Below are 14909 nucleotides of genomic sequence, written 5' to 3'. Positions count from 1 at the left end.
CAGTTATGTTCCGGCTTTTTTGTTATCCTTTTCCTACCTTCTCTGACCTCGCAGCGTGCTTTAGCTCCTGCGAGCGTCTTGCTACGAAGCAAAGGATAATTGGTATAGACGCTCCGAGGTTTAAAACGCTCGGAGGTCTTAAGAGCACAAACTATAAACCAAGTATAAAAAGAGAAGGCCGGTGCATATTACAGCATCGGCCTTCTTCTTTATCAGAAGTTTATACTTCTTATGCTTCTTTCAGTGTGATTTTACGCTCAACTGTATTGTATGGGCCAGGTACTACAGTACCATTATTATCTACCAGTTCCAGCTTTATAGTTGTTTCACCCATTGGCAGGCCTTCTATAATGTATGGCAACCAGCGATCCAGCATAAACTCAGTACCGTTTATAGTTGCACGTACCTTGTTACCGGTAGCGCTCAGTTCAGTATTTACCAAGTAAAAGTCCAGCATAACTTTTTCGGTATCCTTACCTACATATTCGCCTTTCGGACGGCTATAGAACATATGCGGAGCTTTTACATCAAACTGCAAACGCTCAGCTGGTCTGCCGGCAGTGATTACACGCAGATCGTAAGCACCTTTATGCTTCAGGCTCTCGTGGTAAGATCTCGACAGGAACGAAAGGATAACATGGTCACCTTCCTTAATATCTTTGGTAAACGTGGTTTCGTAATGCGCCGTATATGGTTCATTATCAACTATGTTATGAATATGCTGCCCCTGCTCCGAATTAGCCATATGCTCTGCATTAGAGTGTGGCGTCATGCGGGTAAGCTGGTAATTAGATAAGCTATAGTTAAATTCTACCGGACCAGCATCTACCAAACCTCCGGGAGGCGGTGTATTAAGACGTAGCTGTGACTCTGGGTATTGTTGTGAATCGTCGAAAGCATAAACACGCAAGCCGTTCTTGCTCATAACAGCGCCTGCAGGCGTAGGACCGGTTGTAGTAGTTGTAACAACAGGGCTTTGGTTCTCAGCATCCTGCGTCTGACGTGCCGTGTCGCACGCAGAAAAACCAAGCAGCAGGGCGGCTGCCAGGCTAAAGTAGATCTTTTTCATTAGTTAGGGATTTGGTTTAGCAATTCAGCTAAGTTAGTGATTTTATTTTTTTTCGTATATTGCGAGGTACGTGAACAACACAAAAAAGTATACAGCAAAATAATATGAGTGAAATTTTGTTCGACGAAATTCCGTCTTTGGACTTAGCGGATTTTACGTCAGGTGACGCTGAAAGAAGGGCTCGATTCGTGAAGAAATTGGGTGATGCGTACCAGAATATCGGATTTATTGCCCTGCGTAACCATGGCCTCAGCGACGAGCTGACCGAGAGGCTGTATGCTGCTACTAAAAAATTCTTTGCTTTGCCTGATGATATAAAGCAGAAGTACGAAGAGCCAGAATTAGCCGGGCAGCGTGGCTATGTTGGCAAGTTTAAAGAGAAAGCAAAAGGCTTTAACACTGGCGACTTAAAAGAGTTTTACCATGTTGGCCAGGAGCTAAGTGATATCCCGGACAGCGATCCTATTAAAGCTGAATACCCTGAGAACATTTTCCCGGTGGAGGTGCCTGAGTTTAAAGAAGTAACCTTAGAGGCTTACCGTAAACTGGAAGCAGCCGGTAAAGAAGTATTACGTGCTATTGCCCTGCACCTTGGCCTTGACGAAAACTATTTTGACGAAAAAATAAAGTTCGGTAACAGTATTCTGCGCCCAATCCATTACTTCCCAATCGAGAACCCGGACAGCGTACCGGCTGATGCTGTGCGTGCAGCAGAGCACGGCGACATTAACCTGATCACGTTGCTGATGGGTGCCAGCGCAGATGGCTTGCAGGTACTTCGCCGCGATGGGCACTGGATTCCGATCACAGCGCTACCAGAGCAGGTTATCGTTAACGTAGGTGATATGTTAGCAAGACTTACAAACAATAAACTGAAGTCTACCATACACCGTGTAGTTAACCCGCCACGCGAGTTAATGAACACGTCTCGTTTCTCTATTCCGTTCTTTATGCACCCTCGTTCTGAGATGGACCTGACTTGCCTGGAGAGCTGCATAGATGAGCAGAACCCGAAAGCTTACCCGGATGCTACAGCAGGCGAATACCTGAACGAGCGCCTGGTAGAGCTTGGCCTTAAGAAAGTTTAAGTATAAATATTTTGAAATATTTAAAAGAGAGATAGTTATAAGCTGTCTCTCTTTTTTTATTTTTACCACTTATGAGCCTGCGCTACTACATCTTCCTGAAAGACGTTTTAATGCTCGCCCTTACCGCATTTGGGGGGCCGCAGGCACATATAGCCATGATGTTTAAATTGCTGGTAGAAAAACGCCGCTATCTCACTGATCAGGAACTGATAGAGCTGAATGCGCTTTGCCAGATATTACCCGGCCCAACATCTACCCAAACTATAACAGCAATTGGTTTTAAAATAGGCGGCCCCAGTCTGGCTTACCTTACCTTGCTCGTCTGGATTGCACCGGCAGCTATTATTATGGCTATTGCAGCTATTGTTATTTCTTACCTGCAGGAGCAAAACATCTCTCTTCACTTCCTCCGGATCATACAACCCATGGCGGTTGGCTTTGTCGCCTTTGCCGCCTGGAAGATCAGTGTAAAGGTAGTGAATACCAAAGTGGCCATTACACTAATGGTGATTGCTGCTGTGCTATCTTATTTCTTCAGGTCGCCGTGGGTGTACCCGCTGCTGCTTATTGCCGGTGGCGCCGTTACAGCGCTACGTTTCCGGCAGCACCCCGAAGAGAAAGACAAGCGCCTGAATATAGAATGGGCCAACTTTATACTTTATGTGGGGGTGTTTATACTTGCAGCTGCGCTGGGTGGTGTTACCTCTTTATTACCTGTCAGGTTATTCGAGAACTTTTACCGTAACGGTAGTATGATTTTTGGTGGTGGGCAGGTACTCATCCCGCTTATGTACACAGAATTTGTGCAGTTTAAAGGCTATCTGACTACAGATGAGTTTCTATCGGGATACGCTATTGCACAAGCGCTTCCGGGCCCTACTTTTTCTATTACTTCTTTTATTGGTAATCTGGCCATGCGCGAGCATGGCATACCTGGTCAGCTTTTAGGTTCTTTTGTAGCCACAGTAGGTATTTTTCTACCGGGCACATTCCTTATCTTCTTTGTTATCCGTTTCTGGGATGGGCTTAAAAAGTATAGAGTAGTACGTGCCTCGCTGGAAGGTATAAGTGCTGTAAGCTCCGGCATGGTAGTAGCCGCCGCCATTATGCTCTACCACCCTATTGATAACACACTGCTTAACTTTGGTATAGTTGTAGCCACTTTCGCGCTCCTGCTATTCACGCGTATACCTGCGCCTTTGCTTATACTTACCGGGTTGTTGCTAGGGTTTGTGTTGTAATTGGGATTTAATTTAATTTAACAGACTTGATAAGTAACTGGCTAGGTGATGCAAAGCTTTAATGAGCTATAGCTTTTGCTGCAGGGCGCTTTTTTATCTTTTTCTTGTTTTCAACTGTTATTTCTGAACCCTCTGCAAGCATCACTGAAACAGGTGCTCGTTCGTTTAAGAAACTGAATTCTGCTCCATAAACATCTCCGAAATCTACATCTATTGTATAGTCCAGCACATCATATACATCCCATCTTGGGTGAGTTACTTCATATTCATTTGTTTTAGAATCGCTGACTTTTGCGTACCCCCAATAATGCTCTGTTATGAATTCGGTTTCGCTTCCGGGTTGTATCTCTGTTGCTTGTTCTTTCGCCTTTACACTAAAGGTGTGCCAATCAGAACCTTTTCTCCAGTTGTATTCAATCAGCCTTTCACCTTCTGCCTCACTCCAAGTGTGTTTCATAGGTAGCGTTTCATAGTTCTCTTTGTAGACTATGTTCGCAACAAATGTCAAAGCAGGTTTTGGGACTATCTCCTTAATGAATACCACTCCCCGCTTCCATACATTATTTCCAACCTTTTAACGTAGAACCGAAGATTAACCTCTTCGAAGTTTATATGAAAAGGAATTTTGAAGTTGAGTAGCTTGGTGTTAATAAACATAAAACCAACTAAACTCACGTAGCACTTACCGTTCCACAAATCCAACTCAGTACCATAGGGAAGGTATGCCGCCAGCAATGAACTGTCTACTTCGTAGTTTGCTATGGCTAACTTCCGCCATTCAGCTTTTAAAAAACTCATTTTATTTCTTTAAAATAACTGTAACGGTTAGTACATAAGGCGAGCAATGCATAGCATGCGCGTGACTTATGTGCAAGGTTAGTGGATGCTATTTTTCCTATTTGCTGTTAAGTCAGCTAAAAAAGAGTCTCTGTACTCCCTTAGCTTTTTTCTGTGCCCGAATGGCAACAAGTATAAAGTTGATGGAAGTACAAGCCAAGCAACCACTAAAATACCTATCCCATAAGTACTACTTTCGGTTACAATTGTAAACAAAGCCAAGAACAACAGGAAAGTAAATGCAATAAATACGAATAACAGATAGCCTGCTGTATAGGGTATAATTTCACCTTGCGCTACTGTGTTCAAAACTATATTACCTTCTGAAGAAGCTATCCTTATTTTGCCTGCGCCTCTGTAAGGATTAAACATTTTTGGCGTCACAGCTATCTCCACCGAATCAACACCAGTAACTTTTACTTCTTTGTAGTCAACAACACCAATCCCAAGCATGCTTATAAAGTCTCTCTTCTTATCTTTTTCTCGTGAGATAGTCTCCATTACCCTAGACTTAGGCTGGCTAATCTCTATTGAGAATCTTTCATGGTATCGTTCGAGAAACTTTTTCATACTTTGAACTAGCAGCTAAGCGAAATTATTTCGCTTATACAACCAAATATAACAGATAAACTGAATAAGGCTATAGTCTATCCAACTGCTATGGTGCCAAACTATAACCCACAAAAAAGGCCATCAATCAGGAAGCCTTTCTATAGTTTATCGTTTTTCTTTGAGTATGCGGAGCAGGTAGTCGCCGTAGCCGCTTTTGCGCAATGGTTCAGCCACATTACATAGCTGTTCTGCTGTAATGTATCCCATACGCCAGGCCACCTCTTCTATACATCCGATCTTCAGCCCCTGCCGCTCTTCAATCACCTGCACAAAAGTAGCTGCCTGCATCAGCGACTGAATCGTTCCTGTATCGAGCCAGGCGGTACCCCGGTTCAGAATGCCTACTTTCAGTTTACCGCGGCGCAGATATTCTTTGTTCACGTCTGTTATCTCATACTCGCCGCGGGCACTTGGCTCCAGATGTTTAGCTATACTTACTACGTCATTATCATAGAAGTATAAACCCGGCACCGCGTAGCTGCTTTTTGGATTGGCAGGCTTTTCTTCAATCGACACCGCATTGTTATCTGCATCAAACTCTACTACGCCATAACGCTCCGGGTCGTGCACGTGATAAGCGTATACCACCCCACCCTCCGGGTTGTTGTTGGCCTGCAGCAGCTTGCTCATGCCCGAACCATAAAAGATGTTATCGCCCAGCACTAACGCCACCTTGTCCTTGCCGATAAACTCCTCACCTATCACAAAGGCCTGCGCCAGCCCGTTGGGTACTTCCTGCACGGCATAGCTGAACTTACACCCTATCTGCGAACCATCGCCCAGGAGACGCTCAAACATTGGCAGGTCGTGTGGTGTGGAAATGATCAGGATCTCCCGGATACCGGCCAGCATCAGTGTAGAGAGCGGGTAATAGATCATCGGCTTGTCGTACACCGGCATCAGCTGCTTGCTAACAGCCAGGGTTAAGGGATGCAAACGCGTGCCAGAGCCACCGGCAAGTATAATTCCTTTCATCAGGACCGTATTTCGTTTTTCGTGTTTTGTGTTTCGTTCACGGAATCAGCAACCACAAATTGGTAATTATTAATTCGTAATTAACTACCGGTGTGTGTATTGCTGTTCGTAATAGCTTTGGTAGTTGCCTGACGTTACATTCTCCAACCAATCAGTGTTTGCCAGGTACCAGTCTACGGTTTTGCTCAGGCCCTCTTCAAAGGTAACCGATGGCTTCCAGCCCAGTTCGTTTACTAGTTTGCTGGAGTCGATGGCATAGCGCAGGTCGTGGCCGGCACGGTCTTTTACAAACGTGATCAGCTTTCTGCTATGGCCTTTTTCCCTTCCCAGTTTCTCATCCATCACATCGCACAGCAACTCTATCAAATCAATATTCTTCCACTCGTTAATGCCGCCAATGTTATAAGTATCGCCTACTCTGCCTTCATGGAAGATCACATCTATGGCACGGGCATGGTCCAGCACGTAGAGCCAGTCGCGCACGTTCTCGCCTTTGCCATACACGGGCACCGGGCGCTCGTTTTTAATGTTGTTGATGGCCAGCGGAATCAGCTTCTCGGGGAAGTGGTTCGGGCCATAGTTGTTCGAGCAGTTCGATATCTTGATGGGCAAGCCATAGGTATGGTACCAGGCACGCACAAAATGATCGGAACTTGCTTTGGAGGCCGAGTAAGGCGAACGTGGATCGTACGGTGTTTCTTCCGAGAACAAGCCGTCTTCGCCTAGTGAACCATATACTTCATCGGTCGAGATGTGGTAGAACAAGTGCTTGCTTAAATCATCTGCCCAGTGCTTTTTAGCTGTGTTCAGCAGGTTTACCGTACCGATCACGTTGGTCTGCACAAATGCCAGCGGGTCGGCAATAGAGCGGTCTACATGCGACTCAGCCGCTAAATGAATAACGGCGTCAAACTTATAGTTAGAGAATATCTCTTCCAGGTAATCGGCGTTTACAATATCACCTTTCAGAAACGTGTAGTTCTCCTTATCCTCAATATCCGTCAGGTTTGCCAGGTTGCCGGCATAAGTAAGTTTATCGAGGTTGTAGATCTGGTACTGCGGGTATTTGGTAACAAACAACCGTACCACATGCGAGCCGATAAAGCCTGCTCCGCCTGTTATTAATATCTTCATTGCTATACGTTAGCTGTTGTGTTCTGTAAATGCATTTGCCAGTCCCAGGCGCTCTTCATGGCTTCATCAAGAGTGCTGTTGGTTCTAAATCCTAAAACTTCGGTGGCCTTGGTTACATCGGCATATATTTTAGGTATATCACCTGCGCGGCGTGGACCAATTTTATAGTTTACTTTTACCCCAGAGGCGCGCTCAAATGCATGTATGGCTTCCAGCACAGTATTACCTTGCCCTGTGCCTACGTTAAATAATTCAATACTTTCAGCCTTGTTCTGAAGCAGGCGCTCAATGGCCACTACATGTGCTTTAGCCAGGTCTACTACGTGCACATAATCCCGGATGCAGGTGCCATCCGGTGTGTCATAATCATCTCCGAAAATAGTGAGCTGTTCGCGTATACCTGCAGCGGTTTGTGTTATAAAAGGCACTAAATTATTTGGTACACCAAGCGGTAATTCACCTATTAAAGCAGACGGGTGCGCACCAATAGGGTTAAAGTAACGTAGAGCTATACTTTGCATGTTGCTGTTTCCACTATTTGCCAGGTCCGTCAGAATCTCTTCACAAACCTTTTTGGTGTTACCGTAAGGCGAATTAGCTTTCTGAACCGGAGTTTGCTCTGTAACCGGCAACTGCTCCGGAATGCCATACACCGTGCATGACGACGAGAAAACCAGCTTCTGTACACCGAACTCCTGCATTACCTGCAGCAACACCAGCAACGAGCCCACATTATTCTGGTAGTACTTCAGCGGCTCAGCCACCGATTCTCCTACTGCTTTATAGGCGGCAAAATGAATAACCCCAGCTATATTTTGCTCCTGCTCAAATATTTCGCGTAGGGCAACTATATCAGCGCAATCGGTGCGGTAGCATTTTACTTCTTTTCCAAGTATAGCAGTTATACCTTCAAGGGAGCGTTCTTCGGAGTTCGAGAAATTATCAACTATAACCGGCTCGTATCCTGCCTGCTGCAGCTCCACCACTGTATGCGACCCAATGTAGCCGGCTCCGCCTGTTACTAAAATCTTGTTCATATTTATACTTTATCAGCTCTTAAACTGAAGTTTATACTTATGCTAAGTTATTCTTTGTAAAGTTACAAGATTATACCTAATCATCTAACAGCGCGTACTATACGGTCTTTGCCGAACAGATCTTTTATTACAGCTGCGCTCTGATAGCCAGCCTGCAACAGTACGTCACAGGTTTCTTGTCCGTAGCGTTCATTAATCTCAAAATATAGGCTGCCCCCTGTCTTAAGCAGATCAGCACCAACTATAGCTATGCGTTTGTAAAACTTTAAAGGATCGGTATCAGGCACAAATAAAGCTAAGTGAGGTTCGTATTCCAGCACGTTCGCGCGCATCAGTTGCTGTTCCTCCTCCAGCACATAAGGCGGATTGCTGGTAATAACGTCCAGAGAGTGCAAACCTATACTTTGTACATCTTCAAAAATATCCTGGTGCAGCCAGTTTACAGGCAGATTATATTTTGCCGCGTTGGCTTTTGCAACGTTCAGAGCCTCTTCAGATACTTCCAGCCCATAAACCACTTCTGTTTGCAGGTTAGCTGCCAATGCTACAGGTATACAACCACTTCCGGTACAAATATCCAGCACCCTAAGATGTTTCTTCCCTCGGTTCTCTCTTATTACCAGGTCTACCAGTTCTTCGGTTTCCGGGCGCGGTATGAGCACGTTTTGATTTACTTGTAGCTCCAGGCCATAAAAGTGTGCTACGCCCAGCACATATTGCAAGGGCTCGTGTGTCAGCAGGCGGTTAACTATAGTTTTTAACTCCTGTTGCTGATCAGAAGTAATTTCCTGTTGTTGGTTCAGGCTCAGCTGCACACGGTTTTGCGCCAACACATACTCCAGCACTTCCTGCGCTATAGCACCTGCTTCCTGCTCAGGATATATCGTTATTAATTGTGCTTTTAGCTGTTGTGCAGTCTGCTGAACGGTGGCCACGGTTATACTTTCTATTGATTTCGGTATCTTTGCAAAGGTAATTCTTTTGGAGTTAGAAAGTTAAAAGGTTAAAAAAGTGGTGGTGCAGGAGTGCGGCTAAGGCCAAACAGAACTCTTTAACATGATGATCGTGTTCCCTGACTTCTCTTACTTCTCCTTAAACTTTCTGAACTTCTAACTTTTTAACTTTCTAACTTGAAAGATCAACTATACATGCGGCGCGCGCTAGAATTAGCCCGGTTGGGTAATGGCTATACTTCGCCTAACCCGATGGTAGGCTGCGTGATAGTATATAACGGGCAAATAATTGGCGAAGGCTGGCACCAACAATATGGTGGACCACATGCCGAAGTAAACGCCATTGCCAGTGTACAGGATAAAAGTTTACTCCCAGAAAGTCGTGTTTATGTAACCTTGGAGCCCTGCTCCCACTTCGGTAAAACACCACCCTGCGCCGATCTGTTAATTGAGAGCGGTGTGCGTGATGTAGTAGTCTGTAACCTGGACCCTAACCCGCTGGTGGCTGGCCGAGGCGTACAAAAACTACTTGATGCAGGCATAAAAGTTGAAACCTGTTTGCTGGAACAGGAGGGCCTGAAACTGAACAAGCGCTTCTTTACCAGCCATACTTTAAAGCGGCCTTATATTATACTTAAATGGGCCGAGACTGCTGATGGCTTTGTGGCCGGTACAGGATGCGAACAAGTACAAATAAGTGGTGCGTTGGCTAAACGGTTCGTGCATAAGCTGCGTGCCGAAGAGCAGGCTATTATCGTTGGCACCCGCACCGCCCTGCACGACAACCCACACCTGAACACCCGCCACTGGAGCGGCAATAACCCATTACGCATTGTAATAGACCGCCAGCTGCAACTACCCGAAAGTATAAACCTGTTCGATAAAAGCCAGCCAACCATAGTTTATACTTACAAAAAACAGGAAGAGCAGGAGAACCTATGCTTTGTGCAGCTACAGGATAATGAACCACTTTTGCCACAGATTATGCACGATCTTTACAAACGCAACGTCATTTCTGTGCTAGTGGAAGGTGGTACTTACCTACTGGAAAGCTTGCTAAAAGAAAACCTGTGGGATGAAGCTTTTATACTTAAGAACACTGCCAAAACTATAGTTGATGGTATCAAAGCCCCTGCTATGACTCACGGAAGTTTAATAGAGCAGCAAACATTAGGAACAGATGTGTTGTTGCACTACGAAAACAGTAAATAATTATCAATAAGCAATCAACAATTGCTATTTTATTTAGTCATTTAAAAATCAAATATTCAAAATTAAACACCTATGGCCGAATCGCTTATAGTAGACCAGAACCTTACAAAAGAAGAAAAATATAGAAGCCTGCTGCCACAGATAGAAGCCTTGGTAACTGGCGAAACAGATTTAATTGCCAACATCTCCAATCTTGTAGCTGCCTTGAAGCAGGGACTCGGCTTTTTCTGGGTGGGTGTATACTTTAACAAAGAAGGACAGCTGGTACTTGGTCCGTTTCAGGGGCCGGTAGCTTGCACGCGTATACCTTACCACAAAGGTGTTTGCGGTGCCTGCTATACCCAACAGCAAACTATACTTGTACCTGATGTAGAGGCCTTCCCGGGGCATATTGCCTGCAGCTCCGATTCCAAATCAGAAATAGTTTTGCCTGCCATTAAAGACGGTGAAGTAAAACTGGTACTGGATGTAGACAGCGACAAACTAAACGACTTTGATGAAGTAGACCAGAAGTACCTAGAGCAACTGATGAAGCTGGTAGAAAGCTGGTATTAAGTATAAACGTTAGACTCAAGACATTAGACTTTTATCTAACTCAACTCCTGTTTCAGACAATCAAAAAGGCCGCTGCAGTTTATACTTGCAGCGGCCTTTTTCTAATATCTAACTATTAGAATCTAGTATCTAAAGTTTACCCAAAAATTGTTGGCGGTGGTGTTTTAAGCTGGGCAATTACAGTTTCGCCACCTTTTGTTTTCTGGCCAAGCTGTACTTTAATCTCCGTATCCAGTGGTACAAACACGTCTACGCGCGAGCCGAATTTAATAAAGCCAAACTCCTCGCCCTGGCTTACTTCATCTCCTTCTTTTACATACCAAACTATACGGCGAGCCATAGCTCCGGCAATCTGGCGGAAAAGTACCTCAGGTCCGGCTGTAGATTCTACAACTACAGTAGTACGCTCGTTTTGTGTACTTGACTTTGGGTGCCAGGCTACGAAGTAGTTACCCGGATGGTATTTGAAATACTTCACGACACCGGAAATAGGGTTACGCGTAACGTGCACGTTTATCGGCGACATGAAGATAGAGATTTGCTTGCGTTTATCTTTAAAGTATTCCGGCTCTTCTACTTCCTCAATTACCACTACTTTACCATCGGCAGGGGCAATAAGCAGGTCGTCGTGCAGCAGCAGCGTGCGGTATGGGCTACGGAAAAACTGAAGTATAAGCAGGAAAAGAACTACAGAAACACCAGAGAAAATCTTATTGAAGGTATTGTTTTCGGCGTTGAAGTTATAGAGCAACAGGTTTATTGCCACTAAGCCTAGCAATGTAAAAAACAGAATCTTTCGCCCTTCTTTATGAATTTTCATTTGTGTGTTGTGTAATTACTGCAGCTACTTTAAAAGTTATAATAGCCCATCCAGTTTCGTAGATGGGCTATTATCTGCATCAAAATTATATAAACTTTCGCTTATTTTAAATAAAAACTTCTGTTAGAAGCCACCACGGTATTTGTATGTCATGGCTACTTTGTCAATAGCTACGATGTAGGCTGCAATACGCATTGGTACGTTATACTTCTGAGATGCAGCATACACACGCTCAAACGACTCGTTCATGATGCGCTCAGCACGCTCATTTACGCGGTCCAGCGTCCATTTAAAGCCCATACGGTTCTGCACCCACTCAAAGTAAGATACAGTTACACCACCTGAGTTAGCCAGGATGTCCGGCACCACCATAATGCCCTTTTCGTTGATGATCTTATCAGCTTTGTAAGAAGTAGGTCCGTTAGCACCTTCCACTATAAGGCGTGCCTGGATCTTTTCAACATTCTTAATAGTGATCACATCCTCCACAGCAGCCGGCACAATCACATCAACTTTAGCAGTCAGTAATTCTTCCGGATCCATCTGCTCAGCACCTTTGTAACCTTCTAAGCGGCCATTATGTGCGTTCTTATAGTTGATAGCATCCTCAATATCGATACCGTTGTCGTTCCAGTAAGCGCCGCTCACGTCGCTGATACCAAGAATTTTAACGCCACGCTCAGCCATTAGCTTGGCAGCCCATGAGCCTACGTTACCAAAACCTTGTACTACAGCAGTAGATTTTGCAGGGTCCATGCCCAGCTTATCCATAGCCGCCATAGCCGAAACCATAACACCACGGCCGGTAGCCTCAACACGGCCCAATGAACCACCTAATACAAGCGGCTTACCAGTTACCACAGCATGTACTGTAGAGCCTTTTGTTTTAGAATATTCGTCCATTAACCAGGCCATTTCGCGCGGACCTGTACCCATATCCGGGGCAGGTATATCCTGGTCAGGGCCAAAAATATCAACTAAAGACTGTGTATATGCTCTTGTTAAACGCTCTATCTCACCAGCCGACATAGTATAAGGGTCGCAGATGATACCGCCTTTGGCACCGCCATAAGGAATATCAACCACAGCACATTTCCACGTCATCCAGGCAGCAAGGGCCTTTACCTCATCCAAAAATACATCCGGAGCGAAGCGGATACCACCTTTAGAAGGACCAAGTATAGTTGAGTGCACCACACGGTAACCTTCAAACACGCGTACCTTACCATCATCCATAGTTACAGGCACGTTCACGATCACCTGGCGGGTAGGCGACTTCAATACGTTATATGTCTCTTCATCCAACCCCAATACTTCAGCAGCAATATTGAAGCGTGACATCATCGATTCGAAAGGGTTCTCCCTATCCTTGATCGGTGCTGGCTCTTTGTATAACATGATTTTAATCCTTAATGATTTAACTCAGTGATTAAGATTTTCGGCGGCAAAGGTATATAATTTATGCATACAACCGCCTACTATACAGGCAACAAAAAATTATAAAATCTGAAGAAAGGCTACAATAAAGGGAATAACCATGATCAGGCTGTCGAAACGGTCGAGGATGCCGCCATGGCCGGGCAGCAAAGCACCAGAGTCTTTTACATCCAGGCTACGTTTCAGCAACGATTCTGTAAGGTCGCCAAGTACCCCGAAAACCGATACGATAACACCTATACCCAGCCATTCTGCAAGTCCCAACTCTGTAAGGTTTATAGATAAGCCATAGGCCACACTCAGTGTAAGTAACATACCTCCTACCCAGCCTTCCCAGGTCTTGCCCGGCGATATACGCGGAAAAAGCTTATGCTTCCCAAAAGATTTACCCGCTATGTAGGCTCCTGTGTCTGATGCCCAAATCAGCAGCATCAGGCCAAGTATAGGTTCCCAGCTGTACTCACCCAGCAGATACCCCAGTTTGTGCAGCAACGCGAAAGGCAAAGCAATGTATAAAACGCCTAAAAGTGTAAAAGCAATGTTTGTGAAAGGCTGCTCCTGTTTGCGGTATAATTCCAATACCAATACAAGGCTCAGGATCGGCAAGGCCAGGTATAACCACTCAGGTAAGATGATCTCTTTCTCAATCAGAAAAACGGAAGTATAAAGGAACACGCCAAGTATGACGCCAACGGGTTTATTCGGCTTTATACCCTGCGGGCCTACCAGCCTGTAAAACTCGAGCAAACCAAGTATAGTTAGCCCCAGAAACAGCAGAAAGTAGGTCCACTCGCTTGCCAGTATGCCACCTATAAACATAGCTGCACCCAACACCCCTACAATAATGCGCTGCTGTAAATTACTTAGGCTCGAAATATCTTTGCTCATGTAGTAGAGGATGCTGTTGGAGCAATAAAGGTATGAAATTATCTATATTGTAGGATATCTATACAACAGAATCCACAGCAGTTTCAGGTATAGCTTCGGTACGCGGAGGCACTTTTCTGAATTCGTTGTACAGGTAATACAGCAGGCCAGCGCTAAGTATAACCGAAATCAATATGCTGTACCACTCCATCGGATCTGTAGATTCTACATCAATATCGGCGGCCCCGGTTTGCTGTAAGTATAACATAAATACGGTAAAGCCATTGTTAAAGAAGTGGGCCACTATAGGTACGCTTATCCTGCCCGACCAGAAGTATAAATATCCGAATAAAGCCCCAAGTATAGCGCGCGGCACAAACCCGAAAAACTGTACGTGTATGGCAGCAAACACCAGTCCGGCAATCCAGATAGCTACGTGTGGGTTACCTGTCCAGCGGTGCAGTTGCTTTTGCAGTATGCCCCTAAACACAAGCTCCTCGCCAATGGCAGGTATAACGGCAATTACCAATAAACCCACCAACAGCTTCGGTACAGAATCAAAATTGGCTATCATTTTGGTAAGCTCAGCCAGCTCGTCTTCTTTAGCACGTGCCCATTGCTCAAACTCCCGTAAGAAATCCGGGAAGTGCATATCTGCATTCCAGTGAATAATGATAGAGTTGGCCGGCATTATCACGATCATCAGCACACCAGCCAGCAATACCAGCAGCGGTGCCACCGGCATCTTCCAGTTCAGGTACGGGTCTATTTTATACTTTAACACGCGCAGCAGAAACAAAGGCGCCACCACAAAAGAAAGGAATTGTATCACCCCCTGAAGCATCAGCATAATGTTACGCCCGTTCGGGTGCGAGGCCGGGTCTGTGGCTATTTCCGGCATTTCCATTATACCAATATTAAATACCGCACTGGCCAGTATGGCGAATATAAAGCTACCTACAAAATAGCCGCCTATCATAAACGCTATAAGCAACAGCAGTACATAAAACGGGTGTGTCTCTTTCGGGATGAAACCTTTCATACAGGAGTTTAGGTTAAATTGGTGTAAATT

Annotated in this window: 16 protein-coding genes; 4 read left to right on the top strand and 12 right to left on the bottom strand. The window is 45.1% G+C overall.

Translation table 11 applies throughout. The annotated features are described in order from the left end of the window. Positions 1 to 229: 229 nt before the first annotated feature. Positions 230 to 1069: a hypothetical protein gene (locus tag MJ612_RS16325; RefSeq protein WP_187032158.1), complete on the bottom strand. Its 840-nt coding sequence runs from the start codon at positions 1067 to 1069 to the stop codon at positions 230 to 232. A 104-nt stretch (positions 1070 to 1173) separates the two neighbouring features. Here MJ612_RS16325 and MJ612_RS16320 point away from each other — a divergent pair, with 104 nt between their 5' ends. Together MJ612_RS16320 and chrA are read left to right on the top strand one after the other, a co-directional pair. After that, on the top strand, positions 1174 to 2157 hold the full coding sequence (locus MJ612_RS16320; protein WP_187032160.1) for an isopenicillin N synthase family dioxygenase: 984 nt from the start codon (positions 1174 to 1176) through the stop codon (positions 2155 to 2157). A 71-nt stretch (positions 2158 to 2228) separates the two neighbouring features. Beyond that, complete coding sequence (chrA, locus tag MJ612_RS16315; protein ID WP_187032162.1) at positions 2229 to 3398, top strand: chromate efflux transporter; 1170 nt, start codon at positions 2229 to 2231, stop codon at positions 3396 to 3398. A 58-nt stretch (positions 3399 to 3456) separates the two neighbouring features. Here the strand turns inward: chrA and MJ612_RS16310 are convergent, their stop codons facing one another. The 7 genes from MJ612_RS16310 to prmC all read right to left on the bottom strand — a co-directional run bounded on the left by MJ612_RS16310 (position 3457) and on the right by prmC (position 8928). After that, positions 3457 to 3942, bottom strand: coding sequence for a DUF2071 domain-containing protein (locus tag MJ612_RS16310; RefSeq protein WP_317233060.1), 486 nt, complete (start codon positions 3940 to 3942; stop codon positions 3457 to 3459). After that, the gene (locus MJ612_RS18425; protein ID WP_317233059.1) at positions 3921 to 4196 is read right to left on the bottom strand and encodes a DUF2071 domain-containing protein; all 276 of its coding nucleotides are present in this window, start codon (positions 4194 to 4196) and stop codon (positions 3921 to 3923) included. Before MJ612_RS18425 ends, MJ612_RS16310 begins: the two co-directional genes overlap by 22 nt. 78 nt (positions 4197 to 4274) lie before the next feature. Then, on the bottom strand, positions 4275 to 4805 hold the full coding sequence (locus MJ612_RS16305) for a hypothetical protein (protein ID WP_187032164.1): 531 nt from the start codon (positions 4803 to 4805) through the stop codon (positions 4275 to 4277). Positions 4806 to 4952: 147 nt separating this feature from the next. After that, complete coding sequence (gene rfbA, locus MJ612_RS16300; RefSeq protein ID WP_187032165.1) at positions 4953 to 5822, bottom strand: glucose-1-phosphate thymidylyltransferase RfbA; 870 nt, start codon at positions 5820 to 5822, stop codon at positions 4953 to 4955. Positions 5823 to 5906: 84 nt separating this feature from the next. Then, a complete protein-coding gene (gene rfbB / locus MJ612_RS16295; RefSeq protein ID WP_187032167.1) occupies positions 5907 to 6956 on the bottom strand; it encodes a dTDP-glucose 4,6-dehydratase in 1050 nt (349 codons plus the stop codon). Positions 6957 to 6958: 2 nt separating this feature from the next. Beyond that, positions 6959 to 7993, bottom strand: coding sequence for a UDP-glucose 4-epimerase GalE (gene galE, locus MJ612_RS16290; protein WP_187032169.1), 1035 nt, complete (start codon positions 7991 to 7993; stop codon positions 6959 to 6961). An 80-nt stretch (positions 7994 to 8073) separates the two neighbouring features. Continuing rightward, the gene (gene prmC / locus MJ612_RS16285) at positions 8074 to 8928 is read right to left on the bottom strand and encodes a peptide chain release factor N(5)-glutamine methyltransferase (RefSeq protein WP_187032171.1); all 855 of its coding nucleotides are present in this window, start codon (positions 8926 to 8928) and stop codon (positions 8074 to 8076) included. 195 nt (positions 8929 to 9123) lie between these two features. Between prmC and ribD the strand changes: the two genes are divergently transcribed. After that, the gene (ribD, locus tag MJ612_RS16280) at positions 9124 to 10158 is read left to right on the top strand and encodes a bifunctional diaminohydroxyphosphoribosylaminopyrimidine deaminase/5-amino-6-(5-phosphoribosylamino)uracil reductase RibD (RefSeq protein ID WP_394802026.1); all 1035 of its coding nucleotides are present in this window, start codon (positions 9124 to 9126) and stop codon (positions 10156 to 10158) included. 72 nt (positions 10159 to 10230) lie between these two features. Then, positions 10231 to 10713: a GAF domain-containing protein gene (locus MJ612_RS16275; protein WP_187032175.1), complete on the top strand. Its 483-nt coding sequence runs from the start codon at positions 10231 to 10233 to the stop codon at positions 10711 to 10713. Positions 10714 to 10849: 136 nt separating this feature from the next. Here MJ612_RS16275 and MJ612_RS16270 read toward each other — a convergent pair whose 3' ends face one another. The 4 genes from MJ612_RS16270 to MJ612_RS16255 all read right to left on the bottom strand — a co-directional run bounded on the left by MJ612_RS16270 (position 10850) and on the right by MJ612_RS16255 (position 14879). Beyond that, positions 10850 to 11533, bottom strand: coding sequence for a phosphatidylserine decarboxylase family protein (locus MJ612_RS16270; protein ID WP_187032177.1), 684 nt, complete (start codon positions 11531 to 11533; stop codon positions 10850 to 10852). A 123-nt stretch (positions 11534 to 11656) separates the two neighbouring features. Next, complete coding sequence (locus tag MJ612_RS16265) at positions 11657 to 12931, bottom strand: Glu/Leu/Phe/Val family dehydrogenase (protein ID WP_187032179.1); 1275 nt, start codon at positions 12929 to 12931, stop codon at positions 11657 to 11659. 99 nt (positions 12932 to 13030) lie between these two features. Beyond that, positions 13031 to 13858, bottom strand: a complete 828-nt coding sequence (locus tag MJ612_RS16260) for a phosphatidate cytidylyltransferase (RefSeq protein ID WP_187032181.1) — start codon at positions 13856 to 13858, stop codon at positions 13031 to 13033. Between the two features lie 58 nt (positions 13859 to 13916). Beyond that, complete coding sequence (locus MJ612_RS16255) at positions 13917 to 14879, bottom strand: CPBP family intramembrane glutamic endopeptidase (protein ID WP_187032183.1); 963 nt, start codon at positions 14877 to 14879, stop codon at positions 13917 to 13919. Positions 14880 to 14909 lie beyond the last annotated feature (30 nt).

The sequence above is a fragment of the Pontibacter deserti genome, from assembly GCF_023630255.1.
In the GTDB taxonomy this organism is placed as follows: domain Bacteria; phylum Bacteroidota; class Bacteroidia; order Cytophagales; family Hymenobacteraceae; genus Pontibacter; species Pontibacter deserti.
The sequence above is the reverse complement of the archived record's forward strand: the minus strand, read 5'-3'. Positions and strand labels throughout refer to the sequence as shown.